This is a genomic window from Microcoleus sp. T2B6 (genome assembly GCF_036700475.1).
Taxonomy (GTDB): domain Bacteria; phylum Cyanobacteriota; class Cyanobacteriia; order Cyanobacteriales; family Microcoleaceae; genus Microcoleus.
The window spans coordinates 25,462-50,912 of the sequence record NZ_JAUBOZ010000055.1 but is presented as its reverse complement, the minus strand read 5'-3'; the positions used below and the strand labels follow the sequence as shown (position 1 = coordinate 50,912).

17 protein-coding genes are annotated in these 25,451 nt (G+C 46.4%); 3 read left to right on the top strand and 14 right to left on the bottom strand.

What is annotated here, in order from left to right; genetic code table 11:
* Positions 1-359: 359 nt before the first annotated feature.
* The 8 genes from QUA00_RS22150 to pilM all read right to left on the bottom strand — a co-directional run bounded on the left by QUA00_RS22150 (position 360) and on the right by pilM (position 16,779).
* The gene (locus tag QUA00_RS22150; protein ID WP_333411139.1) at positions 360-5,828 is read right to left on the bottom strand and encodes an AAA family ATPase; all 5,469 of its coding nucleotides are present in this window, start codon (positions 5,826-5,828) and stop codon (positions 360-362) included.
* Positions 5,829-6,443: 615 nt separating this feature from the next.
* Entirely contained in the window at positions 6,444-7,934 is a 1,491-nt protein-coding gene (locus QUA00_RS22145) for an NAD(P)/FAD-dependent oxidoreductase (protein WP_333411138.1), read from the bottom strand.
* A gap of 453 nt (positions 7,935-8,387) precedes the next feature.
* The gene (gene cobD / locus QUA00_RS22140) at positions 8,388-9,539 is read right to left on the bottom strand and encodes a threonine-phosphate decarboxylase CobD (RefSeq protein WP_333411137.1); all 1,152 of its coding nucleotides are present in this window, start codon (positions 9,537-9,539) and stop codon (positions 8,388-8,390) included.
* A 15-nt stretch (positions 9,540-9,554) separates the two neighbouring features.
* A complete protein-coding gene (locus QUA00_RS22135) occupies positions 9,555-9,863 on the bottom strand; it encodes an HU family DNA-binding protein (protein ID WP_278187376.1) in 309 nt (102 codons plus the stop codon).
* 730 nt (positions 9,864-10,593) lie between these two features.
* Complete coding sequence (locus tag QUA00_RS22130) at positions 10,594-13,005, bottom strand: AMIN domain-containing protein (RefSeq protein ID WP_333411136.1); 2,412 nt, start codon at positions 13,003-13,005, stop codon at positions 10,594-10,596.
* A gap of 577 nt (positions 13,006-13,582) precedes the next feature.
* Positions 13,583-14,377, bottom strand: coding sequence for a pilus assembly protein PilO (locus tag QUA00_RS22125; RefSeq protein WP_333411135.1), 795 nt, complete (start codon positions 14,375-14,377; stop codon positions 13,583-13,585).
* On the bottom strand, positions 14,374-15,285 hold the full coding sequence (locus QUA00_RS22120; RefSeq protein WP_333411134.1) for a PilN domain-containing protein: 912 nt from the start codon (positions 15,283-15,285) through the stop codon (positions 14,374-14,376). The genes QUA00_RS22125 and QUA00_RS22120 overlap by 4 nt, the downstream gene beginning before the upstream one ends.
* A gap of 399 nt (positions 15,286-15,684) precedes the next feature.
* Entirely contained in the window at positions 15,685-16,779 is a 1,095-nt protein-coding gene (pilM, locus tag QUA00_RS22115) for a type IV pilus assembly protein PilM (protein WP_333140072.1), read from the bottom strand.
* 380 nt (positions 16,780-17,159) lie between these two features.
* Here pilM and QUA00_RS22110 point away from each other — a divergent pair, with 380 nt between their 5' ends.
* A complete protein-coding gene (locus QUA00_RS22110; RefSeq protein ID WP_333411133.1) occupies positions 17,160-18,443 on the top strand; it encodes a sugar ABC transporter substrate-binding protein in 1,284 nt (427 codons plus the stop codon).
* 209 nt (positions 18,444-18,652) lie between these two features.
* Here QUA00_RS22110 and QUA00_RS22105 read toward each other — a convergent pair whose 3' ends face one another.
* Positions 18,653-19,084, bottom strand: a complete 432-nt coding sequence (locus tag QUA00_RS22105) for a type II toxin-antitoxin system VapC family toxin (protein ID WP_333411132.1) — start codon at positions 19,082-19,084, stop codon at positions 18,653-18,655.
* On the bottom strand, positions 19,081-19,809 hold the full coding sequence (locus QUA00_RS22100) for a hypothetical protein (protein WP_333411131.1): 729 nt from the start codon (positions 19,807-19,809) through the stop codon (positions 19,081-19,083). Before QUA00_RS22100 ends, QUA00_RS22105 begins: the two co-directional genes overlap by 4 nt.
* 441 nt (positions 19,810-20,250) lie before the next feature.
* On the opposite strand from QUA00_RS22100, the gene QUA00_RS22095 reads away from it, so the two are divergent.
* Positions 20,251-20,826 (top strand): Uma2 family endonuclease, encoded by a 576-nt coding sequence (locus QUA00_RS22095; protein ID WP_333411130.1) that lies wholly within the window; start codon positions 20,251-20,253, stop codon positions 20,824-20,826.
* 5 nt (positions 20,827-20,831) lie between these two features.
* Here the strand turns inward: QUA00_RS22095 and QUA00_RS22090 are convergent, their stop codons facing one another.
* On the bottom strand, positions 20,832-22,097 hold the full coding sequence (locus QUA00_RS22090; protein ID WP_333411129.1) for a folylpolyglutamate synthase/dihydrofolate synthase family protein: 1,266 nt from the start codon (positions 22,095-22,097) through the stop codon (positions 20,832-20,834).
* A 162-nt stretch (positions 22,098-22,259) separates the two neighbouring features.
* On the opposite strand from QUA00_RS22090, the gene QUA00_RS22085 reads away from it, so the two are divergent.
* Positions 22,260-23,246: a DNA cytosine methyltransferase gene (locus tag QUA00_RS22085; RefSeq protein WP_333411128.1), complete on the top strand. Its 987-nt coding sequence runs from the start codon at positions 22,260-22,262 to the stop codon at positions 23,244-23,246.
* A 94-nt stretch (positions 23,247-23,340) separates the two neighbouring features.
* Here QUA00_RS22085 and QUA00_RS22080 read toward each other — a convergent pair whose 3' ends face one another.
* The 3 genes from QUA00_RS22080 to QUA00_RS22070 all read right to left on the bottom strand — a co-directional run bounded on the left by QUA00_RS22080 (position 23,341) and on the right by QUA00_RS22070 (position 25,415).
* Positions 23,341-23,880 carry a hypothetical protein gene (locus QUA00_RS22080; RefSeq protein WP_333411127.1) on the bottom strand — a complete coding sequence of 180 codons (540 nt, stop codon included), beginning with the start codon at positions 23,878-23,880 and terminating at the stop codon, positions 23,341-23,343.
* Positions 23,877-24,062, bottom strand: coding sequence for a DUF4365 domain-containing protein (locus QUA00_RS22075; RefSeq protein WP_333411126.1), 186 nt, complete (start codon positions 24,060-24,062; stop codon positions 23,877-23,879). The genes QUA00_RS22080 and QUA00_RS22075 overlap by 4 nt, the downstream gene beginning before the upstream one ends.
* Before the next feature lie 135 nt (positions 24,063-24,197).
* On the bottom strand, positions 24,198-25,415 hold the full coding sequence (locus tag QUA00_RS22070) for a glycosyltransferase (protein ID WP_333411125.1): 1,218 nt from the start codon (positions 25,413-25,415) through the stop codon (positions 24,198-24,200).
* Positions 25,416-25,451: the final 36 nt, after the last annotated feature.

The window sequence follows — 25,451 nt, the reverse complement described above, 5'->3', positions numbered from 1 at the left end:
CGTCCAAAAAGGACGGGCGGGACGCCCATCCCACAATAACAATTAAAATTGTAAGTTATTTAATTCGCGATCCTTAAAAACTCAAGGGAACTCTTCACTCAAAACCGGGCACAAAAAAGCGAAGAGAGTTGGTAAAGCGGGCGGTTGCAAACCGCTGTCTCAATCACCAATAAGGTGCGGGCGGAGGATGGGGGAATTAGTCGAGATTCTTTGTTTCCCTAGTCCATAGTCGCTAGTTCCGAGCACGAAAACCCCTAGGCTGTTGCTCGTTCCCCGTGTCCCGTTTCCTCTTTCTGCTAATAACGGAACTGGTAATTGCGACGCGGCACTAATTGCGTTACAGCCCTATTACGAAATGCTCACGCCGGAATAGAAATCACAAACTCCGAACCCTGGCCCAAAGAAGAATTCACGAGTAACGTACCTCCATGTTTTTCCACAACAATTTGGTGGGCTATAGACAATCCTAATCCAGTTCCTTGACCCACCGACTTGGTAGTGAATAAGTGGTTAAAGATGTTTTCCTTGACTTCGCCTGACATCCCCACTCCATTATCCTTAATGCGAATCAAAACCTGATTTTGGTCTTCGCTCAGAGCAGTTTGAACCGTGATTTGATTAGGTAGGGCTTTAATTTCCTTAAAACTGCGCTCCTTATTTGACTCCTCCAGAGCGTCAATGGCATTAGCCAGTACGTTCATAAATACCTGGTTTAACTGGCCGGGAAAGCATTTCACTAGGGGCAAGTTACCATACTCTTTCACAACTTCAATGGCAGGGCGGAACTCGCTGGCTTTTAAACGGTGCTTGAGAATTAGCAGAGTGCTTTCGAGTCCATCGTGAATATTGAAAGAAACTGGTCGATCGCTATCAGCCCTCGAAAACGTTCTCAAACTTATACTGATATTGCGGATGCGATCGACTCCTTCCTTCATCGAGCCAATCAATTTGGGCAAATCTTCTCGCAAATACTCCAAGTCCATATCTTCAATTTCTGTTTCAATTTCCACTCCCGGATTGGGAAATTTTTCTTGATACAAATCAATCAAATTGAATAAATCCCCCACGTATTCTTGAGCCGGTTGCAAGTTGCCGACGATAAAGCCTACGGGATTGTTAATTTCGTGGGCTACCCCTGCGACTAAATTTCCCAAAGCAGACATCTTCTCACCCTGCACCAATTGCAGTTGCATCTGTTTGAGATCGTGGAGAGACTGCTCTAGTTTTTGGGCATATTCCTGGGATTGTTGATACAGTCGGGCGTTTTGTAAGGAAATTGCAGCTTGGGAGCACAGGATGTTGAGGATGGCGACGCGATCGCGCGTAAACGCCCCCGTTGTGAGATTATTCTCTAAATACAGAATCCCCATTACTTTGCCTTGATGGAGAATCGGAGTGCATAAAACGCTCTTGGGTTGGTGCTCAATCATGTAAGGATCGCCAGCCCAGGTGGTTTGAGTGCTGGCACGATCGAATACCAGGATTTCTTTTGTACGTTTGACGTAGTTAATGATGTTCAGAGGAATTGCTTTGCTTTCTTCAACTAGAAGTGATTCCAAGTCACAATCTTGACGATTTGTACAGTGTACGGCAACTCTCCACTTTCCACCTTCCTCCAAAATTAATGCTCCGGTTTGTGCTCCGGCATTTTGCACTACTACTTGCATCAAAGTAGTTAGCAATTGCTCTAGTTCTATTTCACTAGAGAGAGCTTGAAAAGCTTTGATCACTGTCGGCAAATCTACTAACTCCAAACTGCTTGTGCTACCGATAATTGTTCTATTCGTGTTAGATAGAGATGATTCACTGCTGGAGGTGTGAGTTGTTTCTGTCGGATTCTGGCGAGTTCGCTCCTGTTGCAGGATCACAGCAAGCAATTCGGGGTAGCGCTGTTCTAGATGGTCAATCTTTGCTTTTGCTCCCCAACGAGCGTAAGCATAGTAAGCATCAATTAAATAGGGTTTTGCCAGTTTTTCTTTGCCCCATTCTAAGTAGAATTTGGCAGCGAGTTCGTGAGCCACTGCTTCTTCGTTGATGTACTCGTTTTCTTGGGCGAGGGCAATAGCCTTGTCGTACATCTCAACCGCTTCTATTTTTTGGTTTAAAACCCGATGCCGTTCTGCCTCAACTAGATAGAATTTATGCAGATGGTTCATGGGGGCATGATGCGCCCACTGTTGCATTTTTTCTTGATTAGCTTGTACTCTGTCGAGAAGTTTCTGTTGTTCTGACTGTGGAGTGTCAGAATACACTGCCAACCGCACCAAAGAATCGTAGAAATGAAAGATAGCAACAGTTATCAGCCCTGAAGCTGCGCTCAAATAACTTTCTATTTGAGCGCTACTTTTAAAAGCTTCTGGGTAATTTTCAAACAGATAACAAAGCACAAGTTGATGCAAGTATAAGTAATGAATCCCTAGGTAGTTATTGGTTCCATGATACAGTTGCAACATTGTCTCTTCGTCGTAGGCTTCTCCATTTAAATGGCATGGGTCTGGCGATCTTCCTATCAAGTTCAAAACGGCTTGCCAACAAATTTTCTGATAAGAAAGTGGGGCTTCCTGGTGAATTTTACTAACGGCATCTGCGTAGGTTGCTATTTCTGGTTCGAGTTGCGTTAGTTGCTTGCCAACAAAATACGAGTAATAACTGTAGTGAAAGATAGCATAACCAGCAAATTCTAACTCTCCGGTTTCCAGCCCACAAGTATAATCTGACAGCAAAGGTTTTAAACTATTTCTGAAGTGTTCTTTCCAAGGTTGAATACAAGAATGCACCATTGCGGATGTCTTGGCTTGGATTTCTTTGGCATTCAACTTTGACAATAGACGTAAAGCCAGTTGACCGAACTGATAGCCCCGCTCAATATCTCCCATGCCACAGAGAAGAAAACTATATATGACAAAAGCATAGGGAGACAAAGAAGCATTGCCATATTGGACAGATAAATTGACCTGTTTGCAAACTACCAAAGGCGCGAGTGGCGGCAGCGCTAGGTAGGCAGGAGTAAATAGGCTTGACAGAATCGTTATAGTTGCTATTTGTTGAGGATCTGTCATCAGAGGGAGATCAATTAAGTCCTCAGTTCCCTTTCCGCTCAAAATTGACGCGGTTTCTCCTAGTGCCTGTCCAATATCAGATAAATTTGGCTCGGAGGGAAACTCTACCCCCAACTGCTTTAAGACTGGCAACCCTGTATTCAGCGCTTCCTGTAGCTTATTTTGCGCCATATAAGCTTGAATTTGGACTTCATATAGCTTCACTTTGTCCCCTAGCGTTTTGGCGCCGTTTTCCACGACAGATGCTAATTTTTCCATCTGGTCAAAATCACCATTTAGATATGCCGCTGCTGCTGCTTCTGTATACAGCGCTAATGTTAGTTCGTATTGACTATGCCAACTATTTTCTGTCAGTAATTCCTGGCCAACCTTGAAATCTTCAACCGCAGCAGCATAAGCGGTAGCAGCTTTGGCTTTCTTTCCAGCAACCAGATTCAATCGTGCTAATTGTTCCCGTTCTGCCTCCTGGGTAATTAGCTCAACTCCCACATTTAAGTGATTGACAATATCAAAAATTCTTTCTTCTCGATCGGCTTCTGGCGTATTCTTTAATAAGAGTTGACCAATTTTTAAGTGAGTAGAACGCTTTTGGTCCTCAGGAATGAGGGAATAAGCTGCTTGTTGAACGCGATCGTGTAAAAAATTATATTTGGGTAATTGATCCTGGGTAATTAGTAATTGGTCAGATTTCTTGATATTACCGATTACCGATTCGCTATTTCCCTCTGGCTGATAAAACTTATAAACTTCGCTAATGGGTAAAATTAGCCCGTCTTGTAGTGCCTTCCATAAAGCCGATGCGGTTTCTGTTGGCGAATTTTCATCAACAATTGCTAACGTCGCCAAATCGAACTGATTGCCAATACAAGCAGCTAACTTTAAAATTTCCTGGGTCTGGGCTGGCAACTTTCGCAACTGAAGTGCCATAAATTCTACAACATCATCTGTTAGTGCCAAGGTTCGCACTCTAGCAATATCGCACTGCCAATACCGAGCGTCAAAATTAAATTCAATCAGCCCATCTTCCTGCAAAGATTTGAGGAATTGTGTGCTGAAAAATGGATTGCCTTGGGTTTTCTGATAAACGAGTTCTGTCAAAGGCTGAGCCAACGCTGTAGAACAAGCTAGAGTATCGGCAACTAAACAATTTACGTCGGCTCGCTCAAGTGGTGCTAAGGTAATAGTATTCACCTTTGCTTCAGTTTTTTGAATTTCTGCTAACGTCAGCATCAATGGATGTGCGGGAAAAACTTCGTTATCCCGATAAGCTCCAATTAATAAGAGATAGCAGTTATCAACGTCGCTCATCAGCAGTTGAATTAATTTTAACGATGCTGAGTCTGCCCATTGCAAATCGTCCAAGAAAAGCACTACAGGATGGTCTTTTGTTGTGAAGACTTGAATGAATTTTTCAAACAACAAATTGAAGCGATTTTGACCAGCACTTCCCGAAAGTTCGGGGACGGGCGCTTGCTGTCCGATAATACGCTCTAGTTCAGGAATGACTTCAACTATCACCTGAGCATTCTCGCCCAAAGCCGCCAAAATTTCCAACTTCCATTGTTCAACTTTTGCATCGGTTTCCGAGAGCAGTTGTCCCATTAAATCGCGAAAAGCTTGGACAAATACTGTAAAGGGAAGGGTGCGTTGAAATTGGTCGAATTTTCCTTTAATAAAGTAGCCTCGCTGTCTCACAATTGGTTTGTGAACTTCGTTAACGACAGCGGTTTTGCCAATGCCTGAGAAACCGGCAACGAGCATCATTTCGGTGCTTCCGGCACTGACGCGCTCGAAGGCCGATAGCAGGGAGAATACTTCGCTTTCTCTACCGTACAACTTTTCTGGGATGATGAAGCGATCGCACAAATCTCGTTGTCCTAATTTAAAGGATGCAATCTCTCCCTTTTCTCTCCACTGCGGCCAACAAGTTTCTAAGTCATACTTTAGTCCGCTGGCACTCTGATAGCGCTCTTCTGCATTCTTCGCCATCAGTTTACCAACTATCTCAGACAGTACCGGAGGAACTGCTGGGTTGAGTTCATGGACGGGAATAGGTTGCTTTGCCAGGTGGCAGTGTACCCAATCCATTGGATCGTCTGTTTGGAAGGGTAACTTTCCTGTTAGTAATTCGTAGAATGTGACTCCCAGAGAGTAGAAATCTGTGCGGTAATCAATGCCTCGGTTCATTCGCCCAGTTTGTTCGGGAGATATGTAGGGTAAAGTGCCTTCTAGGACATTGGGATTTTGAATTTCTTGGGTTTCGCGCGGCAGCAGGGAAGCGATGCTCAAATCAATCAGCTTGACTTCTTTACTGGTGGGGTTAATTAAAATATTGGCGGGCTTGAGGTCTTTATGGATGACGTGGTGGCGATGAAGTCCGTCAAGGGCGTTGGCAATTTGAATCGCCATAGGAAGAAACTCGTTAACTGGCAAGCCTTCTAGGGTTTCGTTGCTATCGGATGCTAGACTAGCAAGGTAGCTACATAAGGAAATTCCGCCAAAGTCTTCCATCACCAGAGCATAGCGGTTATGATAGCTCTCCAGGCTGTATGCCTTGACAGTGCCGGGGATATTTAAGTTTTTAGCAATGACGTATTGGTTGCGGAAGTGAACCAGTTCGTTGAAGCTGGGAAAGTCATTTCGCAGTAGTTTGATCGCGACGGGTTGCTGATCACAAGAGCGAATACCACGATAAACTAGAGTTCGATTGCCTGCGTATATTTGCTCGTTTATGTGATATCCTAGAAAAAAATTTGTGATGTTAGTCATATCTACGTATTCCTACTGCTTCTGTCCAGTCTGAAGCTTCTGAGAGTTACTATCTACTATTTTCGCTTGCTCTGCTTTAGTATTCAGTGAATTACATTTTTCTTAATATATTGGGGAGAGAGACTTATGAAAGCCAGAGCTTAAAACAATACTTGAATTGTTTATGTAGGAGCTGTTTATAGTTGAGTTAATACTAAGTAGAAGATGAAGAAGGCTAAGGCTGATTGAAGACCCGCCGTTGATAGAAGAATTTAAGAGGCTAATCAGGTACTTAAGAGTATTTTTAAAACCGATGCTTGTATGCGATGGCCTATTAAATATAATGTCGAGTTTAGCTCAGAATTTAATCTCATCAGTACAATTCGGGCGACTCTGCATTTAAAGCAGGAAGCAGAGGAAATCTAGTTTGTGCGCTCGATGGCGGATCGGTAGGGAGTCATAGGCTCCAAGCCGAATTATTTGTCCTGATGCAACAACAAGCTGCCCCACTTTAATAAGTGAATCAGGCATTTAATGCCAAAATTCAGAAGCCGACTATGGAACTAGCCCAAGTCAATTATATTTTGCCACTCACATACTTACAATTACCAATTACCAATTACCCCTTTGATTTTTTCACTTCCAATACCTGCGCCAGTGAAACAAATTCTCCCATAAATTGCGCGAAAAAGTATTGCGACCCAAGCGCTGTGACTCCCAAACAGCAGCAGTTTGACCATTAATTTCCGAAAAACTCGACCAAATATAAGGAAGTTGGGCGATCGCCTCAACCTTCATCCCGTGACGCACAGCCAAAGCGATCGCGTGAATCAACTCAGCAGCTTGAGGCCCCACAATACTCGCTCCCAACATCTCACCATTGCGACGCCCGACAATCTTACAAAAACCAGTTGTATCCCCGGACATTTGAGCTCTTTCAACATTCTTGAAATATTCCCGACAAACAATGAGATCGTCTCCAAAACGGCGCCTTGCTTGCGCTTCAGTCAAGCCAACCCTCGCCAACTGTGGATCGGAAAAAATAGCCCAAGGAATCCCACGATAATCTATTTGAAACATTGGCAAAAACAAAGCATTTTTCACAGCAACCGCAGCTTCGTAATTAGCGATGTGAGGGAACGGATAACCCCCAGCAACATCGCCGATCGCATAAATTCGGTGATTTGTTGTTTGCAGCTTTTCATTTAAAATCACCCCCCGATCGCTGAATTTAACCTTAGCCGCTTCGAGATTTAACGATGAAAAATTGTGTCCTCTACCCGCAGCCAGAAAAATCTCCTCAGCTTCGATCGCCCTTGGCCCAGCTTGAATCCACTTTTTACCCTCAATCACCCTAGCTTGAGTCACCTCAGTAGCAGTCAGAATCCGCACTCCCTCAGCTTCCATTCCAGCTTGCACCAAACCAGCAGCCTCCCGGTCTTCTTTAGCCAAAATGTGCGAACTTTTCACCACCAAAGTGACAGCAACCCCCAGGCGAGCAAAAGTCTGAGCCACTTCGACACCGCTGGGATCGGCACCGATTACAGCCAAACTTTTAGGCAACTCTGGAAGTTTTGCTAATTCCCCGACAGTTTCCGAAGTAAAAAAGCCCGCAGACGAAAGTCCTTCAATATTGGGAATCGCCGGCAGAGTTGGACAAGCTAGCAAATAACACAGCGATCGCAATTTCCGCCCACCTGCAACAAAAGCCAAATCCGGTTTCGCAACAAACTCGCCGTTGCCAACAATAACATCGACCCCGCGAGCAGCCAAAAGGCCGAGAGAATCAATTTCTGACAAATTAGAAACAACATCATCTGCCCACTTGAGAACCCCCTCAAACCGCAATTTGAGTGGCATGGAGGAATTCGCGACTTCCCAGCGAACTCCCAACTGCTGGCGGCTGATCTGCTGGGCAAAACGAGCAGCCTCCCTCAAAGTTTGGCTGTATCTCAAACCAAGGTCGATCGACTCTTTGCCCCCAGTCTGCAAATCTTGGGAATTACTTAGCGGTTCCACCAAAGCAACGCGGGCCGGGAAATTAGTTGCAGTCAAAGCAGCATAGCGTCCGGCCGGAGTTCCACCAATAATCACTAAATCATAGTCAAGCATAAATAAAGAAGTCAATCGATTTTAGATTTTAGATTTTAGATTTTAGATTAAAGAATTGAAGCATTGACCACGGATAAATTCGGGGGGCAAGTTTCATCTGATACAGGTTTTTTATTTCCCCGGTTCTGAGTCTGCTTTCGGAATGAATCCGGGGGCTTGTATCCTGGATGCTTTCGGTCAGTAGTCATTAGTCATTAGTCATTAGTTAGTAGTTTAGGACGATCGGTGCGCGGGGTCAGAAACCCGGTTTCTTCCTAGATACTTCGCTGTAAAACCCAAGATTTATCATAGAAACCGGGTTTCTTGGGGATGTCCGCTCAAACGACCAATAAAATCAGTTTGTCAACTTTTATTGGTTGTTAACCGTCAACTGACAACTGTCAACTGACAACTGTCAACTGACAACTGACAACTGTCAACTGTCAACTGTCAACCGTCAACAGTCAACCGTCAACAGTCAACCGTCAACTAACCAATAACTTCGCCAAGTCCAGCAATCAGCCGCAGATTGTCCGCCCTTGAGCGCACGGCCACCCGAAAAAAACGATCGCCCAACTCAGGAAAACTCAAACAATCGCGAATCAAAATCCGGTGTCGTTCCAACAGACTTTTTTGAATAGAAGAAACCGACATCGACGACTCAACCAACAAGAAATTAGCCGCCCCTGCAAAAGGCTGCAAACCCGGCAAATTAGCCAAACCCTCAAATAGCTCTCGGCGAGCAACAGGCAGCCAATCCCAAGTTTGCCGCTCAAAAACAGTATCTCGCACCACAGCAGCAGCCGCAGCAGCAGCCAAAGCATTTACAGGCCAAGGATCGCGCAGTAACTGCCAGCGGCGCAGAATATCGGGATGGGCGATCGCGCATCCCATCCGCAGTCCGGGCAGAGAATAGAATTTTGTGAGCGATCGTAAAATCACCAAATTCGGAAACTCCTCAACACAATCGATCGAACTTTGCTGTTGTTCCGGTGGTAGAAAGTCCATAAAGGCCTCATCTACCACCACCAAAGCCAACTGCTGCAAATAAGGCACAATGGCCTCCTTACCGAACAGCAAACCCGTAGGATTGTGCGGGTTGTTCAGCAGCAAACCTCGATCGGTCGTCTGCAAGCCCGATCCCGCATCCACAGCAAGAGGAACCGGGAGACGGAGAGAAGGGGAGACAAAGGAACGGTTAGAAACCGACAAATCATCCGTTACTAATCCGCTTAATATCTCCCCCTCCAACGACTTGAGATCCAAAGGACATTCCAGCACCTGCGCGCCGAAAGCCTTTAGAGCCCGCCAGTAATCGCCAAAAGCCGGAGTAACCAAATAAGTCGCCTCCAGCTTCGACAAATCCCAAGCCGCCCAAGTCAACAATTCTGCCGAACCATTCCCCGGCAAAATCCAATCCCGGTCAACATTCAAAGCCTCCCCCAAAGCAGTCCTGAGCTCTCCATAATCCGGGTCTGGGTAAGCCGTCAGACTGCTCAAGTGAGCTTGAATCGCAGCCAGGGCAGACTCAGGAGGGCCCAAAGGACTGATACTCGCAGAAAAATCGACAATAGCAGAGGCAGGGCAGCCGGCCAGTGCGGCTGCCCAAGCTAAATTCCCACCGTGTACAGGTCTAATCAAGACTCAGTTCGCCAGCTATTCCGCGTTTTTCGGCGGTGCAACTCTGTCCTTAAACAACTTCCCTGCGGAAAATGCAGGAACTCTGGTTGCCGGGATTTCCATCTTGTCGCCAGTTTTGGGATTGCGACCCTCGCGGGCCTTGCGTTCCCGCGACTCAAACGAGCCAAAACCGACCAGCGTCACCTTGTCGCCATCGGAGACAGCTTCCATGATTGCTTCGAGGGCGGCACTCAAAACAGCATCTGCCTGTTTTTTCGTCACGCTAGCCTTTTCCGCGACTGCATCAACCAATTCACCTTTGTTCATTGCGAACTCCTTCTGGATTTGCAAAATTACGTTAAACAGAGTTAGTTCAACTATTAGCTGTGAGTTATCAACTGGATTGAGGTGTGGATTGGGAGGTTTGGGTGGTTCCCGATTGCTCCCGTCCGCTTCCCCGAATCACAACTCCTGCTGAATACCAATTACCCTAGGATAATTGGTCAGAGAAGGAATTTTTGTTTCTAACTGCTGAAAACCCCACAGCATCTAATTTTCACTGCATTATTCTAAAGTCTTGCCGACCGTTATGGATCGGTGGAACCTTTAATTTATATGCAACTTGCTAATTTTTGTAATTAATCCCAAAATTTAGGTAAAAAAATACCACCTTCGAGAGAAGATTTCTTGCCTCGGTGGATTTGAAAGCATAAAAAAAGGAGAAATAGAAGGAATAAAATGTAATTTGTCAAGGGCTAAAGGAAAAGTTTTTTCTTTCTTCCTTCTTTCTTTCCCATCTTTCTTTCCCCGGTGGGCAGGGCTGTTTCATTCTCCCGAAACCCGCCAGGGGTTGAAACCCCTGGCTAATAGCGAAAGTCGTCTGAAGACGACTGAAAGAGTGATTGAGAGTCCTATGCAAGAGGACTAATGAGTTCTTTAGTCCTCTTTGAGAGGACTTTCGCTTTGAGGCAGGGGTTTCAACCCCTGTCGGACTGTCGGACTGTCGGACTGTCGGACTGTCGGACTCAGGGGAAAGAGCATGGAAAGTTGACAGCAAGGCATTTTTCCTTTGTGCCTACTGTCTGGGCTGGACGGGCTGACTGCGCTGCAACATTTGGCGCGCGTCGGGACTGATGCTGTTTTGGTAGCCAAAGTTCGATCGATCGCTATCATCCAAAATCTGCGGAGTCAGCAATACAATCACTTCCGCCCGCTCGTTGATCTTATTAGTGCTCCTGAACAGCGAACCGATAATCGGCAAATCTCCTAAAATCGGAATCTTCGTCGCTGTAACCCGGTCTTGGTCGCGGATAATCCCCGATAAAATCAAAGTCTGACCGTCCCGCAGGCGAATTAGCCCCGACTGCAAAGAGCGCTCAGCCAGCAGGGTGATACTGTTATTTTCTCCTGCGCCAGTGCTCAGGGGTCGAGACGGGCCGATCGCACTGACGATTGGGTTGACTCGCAGAGAGACAAAACCGTTATCGTCGATGCGATCGATCGCCACTCCCAAGCGCAAACCTGCCTGGCCTTTTTCTGCCGTCACCGTTCTGGTAGTTTGACCTGCTGTTGTCTGCGATTCCGATCGAATGTTAGTAATCACTTCTTCGGTGATATTCACATTCGCCGTTTCCCCTTCTTGGACAACCAGAGTCGGGTCAGTCAGGATTTTGGCATTCTGGCTGGTAATACTGGCCTGCAGGTTAGACAGAAAACGTCTTGGATATTGGAACAGCGGGAACTGACCAAAAAGCGCAGCTCCCGAACCGGTCGCCGAGCCTGGAGTGTAATCCGTAATTCCAACTCGCGTGGGGTCATTAGTCACTGGGGCTGTCGGCTGGAGGAACACACCTTTGGTGGGGGGTAGACCTGGACCTAGAGATTGACCTGTCAAGGGCACGATACGCCGGCCGTTCGCATCGTAGAAAGGAGTATCCCTGAATTCTTGGGGAATGTCTCGGTTCTCAATAATCGCTCGATTAGCGATGCCCCCCAGTGTAGTATCCCTATTGGGCGGATTAATACCACCAAAATTGACGATCGCCGCCCCGCCGTCATTGACAAAGAAACTGTCATTAATCCCGAAAGAGAAGCTAGTATTTGTTCTGTTGTCTCCCGACAAGTTGATATCGATCACCTTGACGTTGACAGCTACTTGACGGCGGCGCAAATCTAGCTGTGTCAAGAAAGCCACAGCCATGTCAACTTTGCGCGGGTCGCCCACCAAAGTGATGGAATTGAGCCGAGAATCCGCCAGCACCGACAGTCCCCTCAGCAAGAGCGGCCCGGTGCCTTCCCTAGCGCCGATCGCCTTAATGTCGGGTTCCCTAATTTCCACATCCCGCGCCGCATTTCCCTGGCCCACGCTTTGAATCGTCACCCGAGTAATCGGCAGTTGAGTTTCCGCGCCTTGAGCGCTCAAAAAGTTAGCGGCATCCGTAGACCGAACTTGATTGAGCCGCAGAGTCCGAATGATAATATTGCGCGAGTCGATCGGCAAGCTAGTCCCTACAAAAATCGTCCGCCCCTGGCGGTTAGCTTGCAGCCCGCTGAGCCGCAGCACGTAATTAAAGACATCTTGCACCGACTCATTTTCGATGTCCAAAGAAATCTTCGGCCCTTCATCTGACCCGGAGGCTCCTGGCTGACCAGGCACTGCGGGCTGGCCCGGTTGAGCAGGGGCCCCGCCACCTGTAAAAGCAATGTTCAAGCCTGCAGCGCGCGCCAGCAGAGCCAAAACGTCCCGGACTGGGGCATCCCGCAGCACCAAGCGGGGGATGCGTTCTCCCGAACTCAGCTCAATATTTCCGACGCCAGGGGCGATGTTAGACACTGCGATATCTCCCAAGGGCGGCGCCACGGCCCGCGGCAGGAAAGGCGCTGCCTGATTTGTCTGGGATTGTATTTCGCTGGGGAGGGGGGGGCGATCGTTTCTGGTAACAGTAACTTCTGGATTTGGCAGCAGCACGCCTGGGTTTTGCGAGGTGCGGACTTGGGGAGTCGGCGGGGGAGCTGTTTGGCTCAGCGGCAGTCCCGGAGGCGGCGGGGGTGGAGTTTGGGCAGACTGTGCTGTGCCACCCTGTCCGGCAACGCTGAGGACGATGCTTTGGCCTTGTCCCGGAACAATTTGTCCGTTGGGAACTCCGTTGGTGCCGGCTACCACAACGCGGATGCTGTTAGCCTCTACCTGGGTGATTTCTACGGAAGAAATTCCCGGAGCGGGGTTATCTTGACGGAAGCTGTTGCCTTGTGGTAAGCGGAGCTGGGTGTTGATAATTGTGGCTTGGTAAGTATTGCCGTTATTGATGGCGAAAACTTGCGGGCGATCGCCCTTTTCTGTCGCCATGACAATATTTACGCCATTATTACCTTGACTTACTTGCACTCCTGTGACTTGAGTCGGCGCTGCCGAGACGGGGGCTTGCGCGATCAGAACTCCTGCAACGCTGCATAAGAGTCCTCCACTTAACCGTAGATGCTGTTTCACGTTCTCTCCTCAACTACACTTTGTTATTTATTTGTTGTTCGCAGTCTTTTGTCGCTAGCTGCTAAACTGACTAAAATATTCAAGGGTTCGAGCCTTTTTGAAAGGAGAAGTTATGCCCTTTTCGATTGGCGATTTTCGATTGGGAATAACTGATGACATAAGGGTTAGAAACTATCCTACAGCAATCCTCGCATCATTTGTGTACTTCTTACTCCCTCCCCTTTGTAAGGGGACGGTTGGGGTGGGGTAAAAAAATTACGACTCCTACAAGGATTGCTATACAGTTCCATTACTTTGAGAAACTGGTATTAGAAGAAATTAGGTTTTAGAGCAAATTGTTGAGTGCCATATAAAAAATATTTTTGTGGCCTTCATAATTTTTTGACTTCTACCTTCAATCTTCAAAATTCAACCTTCTGCCTTCTCCTTTCTTGTGAAAGAGCAAGTTGGGAACAATAGCTAATATAGCGGTTCTCAAGCGTGGTGAGGTATGCCCTATGCCCTATGCCCTATGCCCTATGCCCATGAGTACCTCATATGAGAGCTCGAAAGGCTATATCTATCCGCCAAACTACCGCTACTTAGCACCAGGACTCGGAGCCGGAGTTGGCGGTTTTTCTTCTTGCTTTAACGGCAGCAGCGCGTGCAATTCAAAAGCGGTTTTAATTTGAGTTGGCGGCTGCTCCACAGGAACTATTTTCCCTTTCAAAAAGTCAACTTGAATTGCCCCAGTTGATGGTAGCAATTCCGATCTCAAATTCTTCACTACCAACAGCGACTGCATCAACTCCAAGTTACGCATAAAATTGCGGGTTTGAGCGAAAGTGCCTTCAAACTCTACCTTAAATTTTTTGCGTCTGAGCTTGCCAGCCAGGGACGGCCCGAAGGAGGTATCTGCCAGAATATCAGGGTCTACAGTTCCCGGCGCGGCGGTTGCTGGGGGCATATCCGGCTCAAATTTGGTAATTTTAGCCTTGAAGTCATCTCCTTGCACGCCGGCGTTGATTCTATTAACGAGCTGGGTCATGTCCAGCAAAATCGTGTTGGCGCTGGCGTCGCTGGCAAACATTGCCGTCACGTTGGCCCGGCGCTGTTTTGCTTCTTCTTGCTTTGCTTCTGCTTCTGCCTTTTTTTGAATTTGAGTTTGCAATTGCTGTTGCGTTTGCTCGCTTTCCCTAAGTTTTTGCTTGAATGCGTCGCTTTTTTGGAATTCGGGAAGTACGAACTGGTAGCCGAGGCCGCCGGCAATGAGGAGGCCGAGAACCGCGATGCCGATTGCTTGGACTTGGGGGGTCAGCTTAATGCCGAATATTTCCTGAGCCCCTGTCTCTTCTGCTTGTGCGCCGCTGGGAATAAACTGATTTGCTGTCATTGTTTTTTCACCTCTGGTTTTTGTGGTTCTAGCACTCCTTTTTCTTGAAGTGTTTCTATCCGTATTGCTAGCCCGTCTGCTTGCTTGCTCCGCAGCTCGGGGAGCAACTCGGAGGCCCCCGTCGGGCTGAGCGTCGTTTCAATTTTATATTCCACCACTTTCCGCAGTTTGGGAAGTTCTGTTACTCCTGCTGCACTTTGGTTCCGCAATTGTACTTGTGCCGGGTTGTCTTTTAAGGTCGCTGCTAGCAGTCTGGTGTCAGTATTGAGGAAGAAAGGAGAGCGCTGGACTAGCAACATAAAGTCGTTAACTTGAGCAAAGGTACTGGCTATCCCTGAAATTTGTACTTTTGCTGCCTGCTGGGGGACGACGGGCGGGGGAGGAGCGGCAGCCGGGGTAGGGCTGGCTGGGGACGGACTCGCCCCTGGGGACGGGCTGGCTGCGGGGGTGGCTGCGGGGGGTGGGGGTGCTGCTGCAACGGGGGAGGGACTCGGGTCGATTTGCTCGATTTTGGCAATTTGCACTCCGGCGGGAGTGCGGACACTCAGGTCTTGCAGCATCGCCGACCAAGGTTTAATTTGGTCGAATACTCCGGCTAATGCTTTGTATTCGGCGGTAACTTGGTCGGTTTCGGCGTTGATGGCTTTGATGGTGTTGGCTTGAGTGTTCAACTTGGCAAGTTCTTGGTCGATGGCTTCTTGTTTTTTGGTCAAGCTGGTATTTTCGTTAGTCGCCAACCACCAGGCGCCCATGACTGCGGCGTTGATGCCAAAGGCAAACAGCACTGCCCCATATATGGGCAGTTGGTCTTTTGCTCCACCGGAACTTTTTTTAGCTGAGCTTTTGGCTGCTGCAACGGGTTTGTAGTCCGGACGGTCGTTGAGAAAATTAATATCTAGGCTGTACATGGCTTCACTCGATTTTTTAGCAGAAGGGAGAAGGCAGAAGGCACAAGGTAGAAGGAAGAAGGCACAAGGTAGAAGAAAAAAGTGATCGACCGCTTATGTTTGAGCAATTAAGAATGTCCCAACTCTCTTGGCTGTTGCTATAGATTTAAATTTGAAATTTTAGATTTTAGACAGAGCCCAAGATTGCTGGTACAAGTGAAGGATTTATTTAGGGAAGAAAGAAACAACTTTTTGCCTTCTACTGAAGGAAGGGGCTGCTTCTACCTCAGATATATTCTACCTTTTACCTTCTACCTTCTACCTCCAATATTCTACCTTCTGCTTTCTGCCTTCTTCTTTTGGAAGGGGTTTTTACCTAAAATTCTCACCTCGGTTTTTCTCTCATCTAAAACTGTTAGGTCACATAACCTCCCTTAGTCCTAAACCTAGGGCGACTCCTAAACCTGCTCGCTGTTCTGGGGTAATTTCTTGGCTGATTTCGAGTCCTAGGGTTTCGATGGGATCGACTTGAGATGCGGGCAAGCTTAATCTTTGCATAAAAAATTCGTCTAGTTTGCCGATCGCAGCTCCCGGGCCTGCTAGCAGCAGTTGCGCTACTTCGAGTTCTTCGCTCTGATTGAGGTAAAAGTCTACTGAGCGGCGCAGTTCGTCTGCTAGTTCTCCTAATACTTTAATCATCGCATTTGTTCCCGGATTAGCGTCTCCTGATGCGCCCATTGTATCTGTGACTGGCAGGGTCATGCCTTGCAGTTCGCTGGTGTCTCTGGTTGGTGGCAGGTTCATGGCTTGGTTGAGGGCGGTCTGGATTTGGTAGGTGCCGATCGGGATGGTACGGTTGAACTGAGGTATGCCGTCCACTACTATAGCTAACTCGGTGCTGTCAAATTCTATGGCAGTGAGAACTGCTGCTTCTTGGGAGGAAAATTGTTGCAGTTGGTCTTTGAGGGTGCGGATTAGGGCAAAACTGGTTACTTCTAGTACGTCTATAACCAGTCCGGCTTCTTTGAAGGTTTCGATGTATGTGTCGGTAACTTCTCTGCGGGTTGCTACTAACACGACTTGCACTTTTTCTACTCCGTCGTCATCTACAAATAGGCCTATTTTTTGATAGTCTACGTCGGCGTCTTCTCTGGGAAACGGCAAGTAGAGTCCTGCTTCTGCGTTCATGTAATCCCGCAGTTCTTCTTCGTTGAGCTCTGCAGGAACTGGGATGAGGCGGATGACGGCTTCACGGCCAGGAATGGCTGTGGCTACTCGCTTGGCTTTGATTTTGTTTTCGGCGAGGACGGTACGTATTAGTTCTGCCATTCCCGGCGGATCGACTATTTGTCCTTCTTGTATATAGTCTTCTGGAACTTCTATTGAGGCTAGGATGCCTAATTTTAATGCCTGACCTTTCTTTTCGAGCTGAATGATGTTGATGCGGTCTGGGGCTATTTCGAGCCCGATTCCTGGCTGGCGTTGGGAAAGTAGACCTTTGAAAAAGTTAACCATGTGATTGGGTCGCCGATAATTGCTATTTTTTTCTTTTGTAGTTGGCCAGCCTGATTCAGCGCGCAGGCCTGTTGGAGGGTTGGTTTCCAACTGCCGCCAGAGTGCTGTAATCTCGGTATCCCGCCGTAGCTACGCAGCTCAGTCTGTGTTGCGCGATCGCTAGTTCCGATTTTATGCTATCCAATTTACTTGACAATAGCTATTCTGCGGAGAATGTCAATAAATTCCAGCTCGATCGACCGAAAACCCGCCGATTCTGCACAAAAACAGACTATCTCGCTCCTGAACCCAGGTACAAAACTCTGTTACTGACTCATCGCGCTTGATTCGGGGGAGCGCTTTTTTGTCTGACGGTTCCCATAACTCTCAAATTTTATTCTATGAAACGTAAATCTTGGCAACTTTTTGCTGTTTTTGGGCTGGTGGGGCTGCTGCTGTCTGCGGTGGTGAGTTGCAGCAAGCCGGCTGTTAATTCCCAGGCAAATAATACGCAGGAAATCGAGTTCTGGACTATGCAGCTTCAACCTCAGTTTACTGAGTATTTCAACAAGACGATCGCCGGTTTTGAAGCGGAAAATCCGGGGGTGAAGGTGCGTTGGGTGGACGTTCCTTGGTCGGCGATGGAAAGCAAGATTTTGGGGGCTGTTTCGGCGAAAACTGCGCCGGATGTGGTGAACCTAAACCCCGATTTTGCTTCGCTGTTGGCGGGACGCAATGCTTGGCTGGATTTGGATTCTCGGATTCCGCAGCAAGTTCGTGAGCTCTATCTCCCAAATATCTGGAAAGCTAGTGTACTCGACGGCAAGACTTTTGGCATTCCTTGGTATCTCACGACTGGGGTGACAATTTACAATACGGAGTTGTTAAAGAAGGCTGGAATTGCTAAGCCTCCTGCTACTTATGCCGAGTTGGCACAGGTTGCGAAGCAGGTGAAGGAGAAGACTGGTAAGTTTGCTTTTTTTGTGACTTTTGTGCCGGAAGATTCGGCGGAGGTTTTGCAATCTTTCGTGCAGATGGGTGTGCCTTTGGTTGACGCTAAAGGCAAGGCGGCTTTTAATACTGCTAAGGGCAAAGCTGTTTTTCAGTATTGGGTGGATTTGTACAAGGGCGGACTTTTGCCACAGGATGTTTTGGTGCAGGGACATCGTAGGGCGATCGAGCTTTATCAAGCTGGGGAAACTACTTTTTTAGCTTCCGGGCCTCAGTTTTTGAAAGCGATTGCTGAGAATGCTCCGAGTATTGGTGCTGTTTCGGCTGCTGCGCCTCAAATTACGGGGGAAACAGGCAAGAAGACTGTGGCGGTGATGAATTTGGTTGTGCCCCGCGACAGCAAGCGTCCTGATGATGCTGTCAAGTTTGCTTTGTACGTGACTAATTCTCAAAATCAGTTGGCTTTTGCTAAGGCTGCTAATGTTTTGCCTTCTACGGTTGAGGCTTTGCAGGACGATTATTTTAAGAATGTTCCGACTGATGCTCCTGCTGCCGATCGAGCTCGGGTTGTTAGTGCTTCTGGGTTGAGTTCCGCCGAGCTATTGATTCCGCCTTTAAAGGATGTTAAGAAGCTGCAAAAGGCGATTTATGACAATTTGCAGGCGGCAATGTTGGATGAGAAGTCGGTAGACCAAGCTGTTGCTGATGCGGCTAAGGCTTGGGATCAAAGGTAGTTTTTAATTGAAGCTGGGGCGGGATTTTTTTTGATCTCGCCTCTTGCTTTTTTGGGCTACTTGACGTATTATTAAATAATGGAAATCTGTGTCGCCATATATAGGCATATATTAGCTTTTAAATGTAAGGTGCGTCGCCTCGCAGAGCTTCCAATCATCGCGAAAAATTCGATGGCGACGCACCCTACGATTAGCAATCGCGCTTGCTTTTAAGGTTGAATAGTCCAGTCTTCCTGCACTAAATCAGGCACTTGCGAAAAATCTCGGTAGTTGCGCGTAACGAGGATAGCATTATTAGCAAGTACAATAGCAGCAATCCGCAAATCTTGCGTGCCGATACGTATTTTTTGACGACGGAACTCAGTGTAAATAGTGAAAGCATTCTGGTCAAATTTCAGAATGTTGAGATTTTTGAAATCATCTAATGTATCCCCTAACCTGGTGTAAGCCAAGACTAATTTGTCCGCTTGCGAAGGTTCAGAAGCCTGTCTGATAACATTGAACCTGCCGCGAATTACTTCCTCTACGGTTACGATAGTTACAGCAAGGTTTTCTGCGTTAACCTCGACTCGCTGCACCATCATTGGATGATTCTGTTGCCAAAGGGAGAAACAATCCGTATCAAGTATGTATCGGCTCATTTGGTCTCAACCGCAGCGTCAATTTGACTATAATAAGCTTCGGTTTCTGCATCGAGTTCGCGGCGATATTCTTCTATGTGTGCCAATACCTCATCGTAATGCGGATCGTTTTCATACTTACCAGCTAAGCTCACCCAAGGATTGTTCGATCGACTATTCGTGAGTTTGACAGAGACGATTTCTGCTTCGGCTAGCTGGGCATTTACTAATTCGTGAAGGTTTTGCAGTGCTTGCGATCGCGTCTCGCCAAAAGCTTTACATTCTGGCCATCCCAGCAACGCTGCACTGACTGTTCTGTCTGATTCGTTTTTAATGATTACGTGAGCCTTTGAGCTGTCGAGGTCGCCCCCAGAGTTAGTGCGATCGGCTGCGCGAATGTCGCAGGTAGCGTTACCTGTTAAGAGTGTTTTTGTCTTGACTGTCTCCTTGGTGTTTTCCTGGCGCGGCTTTTCTCTTTCTCCAATGATAAGCGGCTCTGCTTTGCGAACCGCCTCAAAAAATTTGGCCATGTTTACTCTATCCTTGGTGTTTTCCTGGAGGAACTTTTCTAGTGCTTCTTGCCACCTCGCCGAGTCAACAGCTACCTTGACTGTAGAATCGATGTTTTCCTGACGCTGCTTGATTATGTTTCGCCTGAAAAGCTCGTCAAATAGTAAAGTTTGCTCTTGGGCTGGCAAAGCTTCTATATATTCAATTAGCGTTTGCACCGATATAAGGCTGCTCATAAACTTCTATCTCTAAATTTTTCTAAACTCACTTGTATTGTAACAAAAATTGGGCATTGGGCATTGGGCATTAATTTTTTTTGAGATCGCCTCTTGCTTTTTTATGCTACTTGACGTATTATTAAATAATGGGAATCTGTGCCACCATATATATAAGCAGATATAAGCTTTTAAGTTATTAAATAATTAAATTACCGCCTCTTCACAACCCGGAGTCGGAGGAGAACTCTGGATAAGTCAATCTCGACTGTTTTAGAGGTAAATGTTTGTTGATAAGAACGATCGCTCATTCCAGAAACCGGGTTTCTTTATCCCGTGCGAGATCCTTTCTCAATTGAGCTTGATTGATGATTTGTAGGAATATAGCCTGAATTCCTCAAATATTCAGAAATTTGACTCGTGTTAAAATCAAAGCTCAGATCGGAATAGGAGAAAATTCTTATGCCAGCGATGACACTCAAAGATTTAAACCAAGTTCAAACCCTTTTTTCCGAAGCGGGTTTAGATTACAAAATTGAACTAGAAGACGGGAGACTTTCAATTGTGGGGCCATCAGACATCGTATCCAGTGAAATCAGCAGTATTTTGATTCGCTTGCTGGGTAACTGGGTTTATCCCCGTCGCTTGGGGAGAGTCTTTGACTCCGCAGGCGGTTTCATCATGCCGGATACGAATGTCAAAGCACCGGATGTTTCTTTTGTGCGGGCCGCCCGCTTGCGCCAAAGTCCGCGTTATTTTGGAGAATTTGTCCCCGATTTGGTGGTTGAGATTAAATCTTTGAGCGATCGCATTAAGCTTATAGAAACCAAGGTTTTGAAGTTTATAGAATTGGGTGCGATCGTCGGAATTATGATCGATCCTGATGAAGAAACAGTGACTATTTATCGCTCTACAGGTGAACCGACTGTTTTAGGAAATGGTGATATCTTAACAGTAGCAGAACTTTTTCCCGGTTGGGAATTGCCCGTTTCGGAATTGTGGCCTCCTATCTTTACTGAGGAAGAAACACAATTCTGATGCGTTTAAGCTTGGGATTGTTGTTGTTGCAGAAAATAGCCGACGAGATAAAGGGAACCGCAAAGGATTGTTAGGTTGTCGCCTGTAACAGCAGCGTCTAAGGCCGTTGTTAAGTCGGAGAAGGCTTGACAGAGTGTTAATTCCGGGCAGATAATTTGAGCTAGGGTGGCTAATTCTGCGGGGGATGATGAGTTTTGATCGGGTACGGGTACTAGGTAAAGTCGATCGCCCTTTTTGAGTAATGCTTTCAAAATATCATCGCAGTCTTTAGTCGCAAGAATGCCGATTACCCAGTTAATCGGTGACGGGTGATTGTTCAGGCGATCGACATATTCACGCAGGGCGATAGCGGCGGCGGGGTTGTGCGCGCCGTCAATTAATATATTGCGGTTTTTCCAAGTTGTCTGCTGGAGTCTTCCGGGCCATTGGGTTTTGGCGATACCGTTTTCGATGGCGGTTGGGGAAATTTGCCATCCTTGGTTTTGGAGAGTTTGCAAAGTTGCGATCGCAATTGCTGAATTCATTAGTTGAATTTTTCCCAGCAGCGGCAATTGATATTTTATTTTAACCGCATTTTGATTTAACTGATATTCTGCGAATCCTTGTCCTAAATCTATTGCTGGTTTTACCCAAGTTGCCGGACAGTCTAATTCTTGAATGCGTTTTTCTACTACTATTCTAGCTGATCCTGGCAATTCTCCGATAACTGCCGGACATTTTGCTTTAAGAATTCCCGCTTTTTCCCCAGCAATATCGGCGACGGTGGGGCCGAGTATTTGCCAGTGGTCGAGACTGATAGAAGTGATGACGCTAGCGAGAGGTGTTTCGCAAACGTTAGTCGCGTCTAATCTTCCGCCCAATCCAGTTTCTATGACTGCGATGTCTGTTTTTTGTTCGGCGAAATACAGCCAAGCTGCGGCGGTGATTATTTCAAATTGAGTGGGAGTTTCGGTGTTGTTTTCGGTGGCGGCGACAACTCGTTCTAGACACTGTTGCAATGCTGTTGAGGAAATCGGTTTTTGGTTGATGCAAATTCTTTCTGTCCAATCGATTAAGTGCGGGGATGTGTAGCGTCCCACTCGATAGCCTGCTTCTGTGAGTACGGAAGAGAGATAAGCGCAAACGGAACCTTTGCCATTGGTGCCGGCAATGTGGATAATGGGTACTTGTTTGTGGGGGTTGTCTAGTTTTTGGAGAATTTGGTGAATTCTTTCTAGACCGAGGTGGACGCCGAAGTGTTGGTAGGATTGGAGGATGGATTCTGCATTCATTGAGGATGATAAGTTCTGTTTGTGTGTGAATTAGATTTTTTTTTATTAACCGCAGAGGGCGCAGAGGGCGCAGAGGGCGCAGAGTGAGAGAAGAAAGAGATAGATATCTAAGAAAAGAGAGGTTTATAATTGATTTATTGTATTTATTGTGGGTGAAAAAAGGTGGCTTTGGATATTATTTCTCTGTTTTCTGGTTGTGGGGGGTTGGATTTGGGTTTTCGCTTGGCTGGCTTTAATGCGGTTTGGGCGAATGAATATGATAAGTCTATTTGGGATACCTACGAGTTTAACCATCCTGAAACTATTTTAGATCGCAGAGATATCAGAAAAATCAAATCTGATGAAATTCCCAACTGTATTGGGATAATCGGCGGGCCTCCTTGTCAAAGTTGGAGTGAAGCCGGGGCTAAACGAGGGATTGAGGACAGTCGGGGTCAACTTTTCTGGGAGTATATCAGAATTGTGCGGGACAAGCAGCCTTTGTTTTTTTTAGCTGAGAATGTTAGCGGTATCTTGGCTCCCAGAAACAAGGATGCTTTCACTTATATATTATCGCAGTTTGAGGACATCGGGTATCGGATTTCGTACAAGTTGTTGAATGCTAGAAATTTTGGGGTTCCGCAAGATAGGCAAAGGGTGATTGTTGTTGGCTATCGGGAAACTCTGGGTTTTGGTTTTGAGTTTCCCGAACCTGGAACCGAGGTTTTGACGCTGAAAGATGCGATTTTTGATTTGCAGGCCGCGCCACTGTCAGTTAAGGGTAAATTAGATAATTATCACGATTCTGTCTCAAATCACGAATGTGCGGATTTGGGGTTTTCGAGCATTTATATGTCACGCAATCGAGTTAGAAGTTGGTCAGAACCTTCTTTTACAATTCAGGCAAGCGGCAGACACGCACCTCTCCATCCTCAAGCTAGTAAAATGATTTTGGTTGGCAAAGACAAACGCATTTTTGACCCCAATTCGCCTCTGCCTTACCGTCGGCTTTCTGTGCGAGAGTGCGCGAGAGTTCAGACTTTCCCGGATGAGTTTATTTTTAAGTACAAGTATATTGCTGATGGATACAAAATGGTCGGCAATGCTGTTCCTGTGAATTTGGCGAGGATGTTGGCGAATAAAATATTTGCGGATATTTCGCACTTGTAGCATGGAAAGTTTTGTAGGGGCGGGTTCGCCGAAATATTTGATAATTACCGACAAATTATATAAACCCGCCCCGTCTATACTAGCGGACATGATATTACAAATCATCTAAAGTAAAATTGCGGGGATTTTTGAGGGTAAAGGTTTGATTTTCTTTGATTAAATCTCCCGTACAGAGGAAAGGCAAGCGTTCTTGATAAGCTTTGATTGCGAGGATGTAATCTTTGTCTGCAAGTGAGGTTTGAATTTTCCGCAGTTTGTCGGCAATGACACCTAACAATGTAATTTCGCCGCTTAATTTGTCGGCATTGGGAGTTTGAATTTGCATCACGACTCCCTGAATGGTTGTATTGGGAATTCCGGTAATTAAGTCGGCTAAAATTTCTATTTGAGAGCGATTCTCGATGAGCTCCAATGTCTCTAGCATCAAGTTCATTGACACGGGAAAGTCAGGAAGAGTGGAATTTAAAGGTAGAACGATTTGAGGGGCTTCGTGCTTGATATCGCTGCTTGTCCAAATAATAGCGCGGCTGTCAATTTGTTGTGCTTGTTTCCAACCTTTTGCTTCTAAGTAGTAGCTGATTTGCTGAGGTTGGAGATTTTTGAGCAATTCAATATCCTTTATTGTGACATTCATATGACTTGAATGTAAAGAATGGGAAAGTTTGGTAAACCTGATGCTGCTATTCCCGTGATAATTAGGTCTACACCCAGCTTGTCTAGAGGAGTAGTTGTTCGCTGGCAGATGCACCCTGCTGCTGAGGCAATGGCGTAAATGTAGGCATAGCTAAATTCTTCTTTTTTGGTGTTGATGTCCATTAAACTGCTAATTCGGTCTTATAGCAATCCTAAATCATTTGTAAATTTCTTACTCCCTCCCCTTGATAAGGGGAGGGTTGGGGTGGGGTAAAAAATTTACGACGATGGTGAATAAGAACAGCAGTATATCATCTGTCATTTGAATTTTGTTAACTCGCCGAGATTGTGCCCAATCGCATTTATCCCGCGAATATGAGACAATGGAGAACCTCCGTACAAAAAGCTATTCAAACTAACTTGATAATTTTGTTGAACTGCTAAATCTAGCCACAAATTGTTAATCGCATCTCCGGGCTTGTAGTCGGGAATGTTGTGCTGGTAGTAAGGAAAACTGTCTATACAAGTATTGAAAAAGTTCTTGCGCCCGCAATGCTTTAAATACTGATATCGCGGTTTGAATTCTGTTTGATTTTCCAATACTGTATATATAGTATCTGCGAGAGATTCTGGGTCAAATTTGGCGTAAAGACCCGCACCTTCCGGGAAAACTGGCGAGTTTCCTCTGGCGTATTGGTTAAATTCTTCAAAACAAATTACTGGTACGTTGCAACTCATGGCTTCGGTAATTCCTCGGTTTTTTCCTTCGAGGAGGGAACCGAGGACGAATGCTTGGGCTCGCGAATAATATGTGGGTATTTCGCTGTAGTAGTCAACTCTGGGCACTAAGTTAATGTAGTCGGAGGGATTGGTTAAAATTTCCTCGACTTGTCGCCATTCTTTTAATGCGTACTCGTCGAGAGTTTTCAGGTTGCTAGCATCAAATTCGTGGCCGGTGACTACTGTTAGTTTTATCGGTTTTTGCGGATATTTTTGGCGGTAAACTTTTAAGGCCTTGGCTATGATTGGCAAATTTTTTTCTTCGGAAATTCGCGCGACGGCTAGCAAGTCGATGTCTTTGGCGGGGACGTTGCGCGGGGAAATTAAGTATTCGTTGATGAAGTCGGTGTCTTGCAGTGGTATGATTGGTTTGTGGGCGCGATCGACATAAGTTTCGCGAAACCACTTTTCTCGCTGCGGGTTTTTGTATAAACTGGAGTAGGCGTCAGCTATGGGGGCCCAGGAGTAGGAGATTCCGGGGGAATAGGTGAAGGAGAAAAATACTGAGGAAAGTTGGGGAAATAGTTTGTTTATTAGTTCGACTCCTTCGCTGAAGTAAATTCCTTTGATGAAACGCCCTTCGTAAAATAGTGGGGGAAGCAAGACGTAGAAACTGACGGTATCGAAGCGGTGGGGTTGGTCTTCAAATATCTCCCAGCTAAAGGCGTCTAAGTCTGCATAGATTTCGGCGATTGGTTTGTTGATGTGGGGGTTGCGTAAATATGGTTTTTGTCGATCGTAGTTTCCGCGTACCATATAATTCTGAGTGTGAGTATCTAGCTTTTTTTATTT

Excerpts from the sequence above, each read along its gene's own strand:
- QUA00_RS22150 (WP_333411139.1), bottom strand. The coding sequence starts at position 5,828 with ATGACTAACATCACAAATTTTTTTCTAGGATATCACATAAACGAGCAA.
- QUA00_RS22125 (WP_333411135.1), bottom strand. The coding sequence starts at position 14,377 with ATGACAGCAAATCAGTTTATTCCCAGCGGCGCACAAGCAGAAGAGACA.
- QUA00_RS22120 (WP_333411134.1), bottom strand. The coding sequence starts at position 15,285 with ATGTACAGCCTAGATATTAATTTTCTCAACGACCGTCCGGACTACAAA.
- pilM (WP_333140072.1), bottom strand. The coding sequence starts at position 16,779 with ATGGTTAACTTTTTCAAAGGTCTACTTTCCCAACGCCAGCCAGGAATC.
- QUA00_RS22110 (WP_333411133.1), top strand. The coding sequence starts at position 17,160 with ATGAAACGTAAATCTTGGCAACTTTTTGCTGTTTTTGGGCTGGTGGGG.
- QUA00_RS22105 (WP_333411132.1), bottom strand. The coding sequence starts at position 19,084 with ATGAGCCGATACATACTTGATACGGATTGTTTCTCCCTTTGGCAACAG.
- QUA00_RS22100 (WP_333411131.1), bottom strand. The coding sequence starts at position 19,809 with ATGAGCAGCCTTATATCGGTGCAAACGCTAATTGAATATATAGAAGCT.
- QUA00_RS22095 (WP_333411130.1), top strand. The coding sequence starts at position 20,251 with ATGCCAGCGATGACACTCAAAGATTTAAACCAAGTTCAAACCCTTTTT.
- QUA00_RS22090 (WP_333411129.1), bottom strand. The coding sequence starts at position 22,097 with ATGAATGCAGAATCCATCCTCCAATCCTACCAACACTTCGGCGTCCAC.
- QUA00_RS22080 (WP_333411127.1), bottom strand. The coding sequence starts at position 23,880 with ATGAATGTCACAATAAAGGATATTGAATTGCTCAAAAATCTCCAACCT.
- QUA00_RS22075 (WP_333411126.1), bottom strand. The coding sequence starts at position 24,062 with ATGGACATCAACACCAAAAAAGAAGAATTTAGCTATGCCTACATTTAC.
- QUA00_RS22070 (WP_333411125.1), bottom strand. The coding sequence starts at position 25,415 with ATGGTACGCGGAAACTACGATCGACAAAAACCATATTTACGCAACCCC.